Consider the following 2,267-nt stretch of genomic DNA (forward strand, 5'->3'; position numbering starts at 1 on the left):
GTATAAGTAAAAGAATAATATCTTGAATAGCTTTCCTGTCTATATCCTGTAGCTCCTTGATATGTATCACCCATAGGTGTTTCAAGAGTTTCAGTAGGGAAACCTTGATTAGACAATGTATAATCATATGCATCAACAGACTGTTGAGCTCTCAAAGTCAATCCTCTTACAGGAGTAAGTTCTTCATACATATTAATATTAGCACTTACACGTCTACGCTGAACATCTCTATTGCTATTTATATAACCAGGAGTTGGCATCTGTGAATAGTGCAGATATTCTGCTTTATCACCATATACAATATTCTTATTTTCATCAAAATGATAATAATATGGAGAATCAAATGGCATTGCCATTCTCGCAAACATCGCAGGGTTAGTTGCATACAAACCGTCAGCATTAATTTCATTATTCTGCTCATACTGTGTAAAAGCAAGGTTCGACTGCAAGCCAACTTTCAACCAATCTTTCACTCTTGAATCCATATTAAATCGTAAAGATTCACGACGTACACCTGACTGATCAATGATACCTTCCTGATTCATGTGGTTCAAAGACAAGAAATAAGAGATTTTTTCTCCACCACCATTAATTGAAGCATCAAGATTATAAGTAGGAGCACTACCATCAAAGATCTCATCACGCCAGTTAGTACTTATACCATAATTCTGAACCAGATCCTTAATTTCCTGTGAAACCGGCTGATTCATCATTTCACGGAACTTAATATACTGCTCTGAGTTCATCATTTCAGCACCATCTGCAACGATAGAAGAGAAACCAAACTGAGCTCTCAATGTAACATTAGCATCTTGATTTAACTTTCCTTTTTTACTGGTAATTACAATAACACCGTTAGCAGCACGAGAACCATAAATTGAAGTAGAAGCAGCATCCTTCAAAACTGTAATGTTCTCAATATCATTAGGATTAAGCGAGTTAAAAACAGTTGAGCTAATTGGTGCACCATCCAATACAAACAAAGGAGTGGTTCCTGCATTGATAGAGTTAACTCCACGCAAACGTATAGAAGCAACTGCCGTAGGGTCACCTGAACTTGACAAAACTGAAAGTCCAGAAACCTGACCAGACAAAGCATCAGAGAAGTTGGCAGTCGGTACATTTTTTATTTTTTCATTTCCTACTGCTGCAATAGAACCTACAACAGAACCTAGCTTCTTACCAGAACCATAACCAACGACAACAACCTCATCAAGTAATTCTGTATCGGAATGTAATACGACATTAACCACCGGTTTAATATCCACCTCCTGAGATTTCATTCCGATGAACGAAATAACTAGAGTTCCGGCCGAACTTGGAACGTTAGTAATAGTGAAATTACCATCAATATCAGTTACAGTACCAACAGTAGTACCTTTAACCAATACAGATGCACCCACTACTGGTAAACCGTCCTCGTGAGAAGTGACAGTACCTGTCACTTTAGAGACCTGAGCGTTTACCAGACCTATACCGATAAACAGGCAGGTCATTAACAGCATCAATTTTCTTTTCATAAAAATCTCTCTTAAAGTTTAACTTTACATTAATAAAAATTTGTTCTCTCTAACAGGTCGCAAAAGTAATAATAAAATCTGAATATTTTTCTCTTTTTTCAAGCAAAAAGTCGTCATTCCCTGCTTTTTAACACTTAAATTGACAAATTTCTTCTAAAAAAGCAAACGATTACATGTTTTACATCATAAAAAAAGCATTTTGATAGTAATCTGATGTTTTATTACAATTCGATACTTAATAATATCGCTTATTTTATTCCTTGAAAGATTATATGACACTATATTCATTATTTATAAATCAAAAAGTATTATGCAGAAAATTTGTTTTAAACTAGTTCTTAATCGTGAAAATAACCTAAATGCAAACTCTACGGCTATGGTGGAAATAGAAGCAAAGCTACTTTCCAACAAAGTTTACTTGCCTACAAATGTATTTCTTAAACCTAAGTTTTGGAATTTCAGGAAACAGGAAGTAATGCCTTCACACCCTAATCATGAGTTATTAAATAGGTTTCTGGAAGAACATTTACTAAAATTAGAGTGGAAAGAACTTCAAATGTGGAAAAATAATACTCCACTTACACTTGAGCAATTAATCAATGCCGATATTGAGAATACTAATATAAATGATGGAGCATTTATAGATTTTTGTAAAGGATATATTAATACCAGCAGAAAAAGAGATAGTACAAAAAAGAATCTTATGACAACTGTAAAACTCATAAACATATTTGACTCTGGTACGTC

General features: G+C 34.4%; 2 protein-coding genes. One reads left to right on the forward strand and one right to left on the reverse strand.

Translation table 11 applies throughout. The features are described from left to right. The coding region (locus I6E24_RS16010; protein WP_235329683.1) for a SusC/RagA family TonB-linked outer membrane protein at positions 1-1,505 on the reverse strand (1,505 nt) is incomplete at its 3' end. Between the two features lie 325 nt (positions 1,506-1,830). Between I6E24_RS16010 and I6E24_RS16015 the strand changes: the two genes are divergently transcribed. Next, a partial coding sequence (locus I6E24_RS16015) for an Arm DNA-binding domain-containing protein (protein WP_235329685.1) occupies positions 1,831-2,267 on the forward strand: 437 nt, incomplete at its 3' end.

It is taken from the genome of Bacteroides caecigallinarum, from assembly GCF_021530995.1.
Classification (GTDB): Bacteria; Bacteroidota; Bacteroidia; order Bacteroidales; family Bacteroidaceae; genus Phocaeicola; species Phocaeicola faecigallinarum.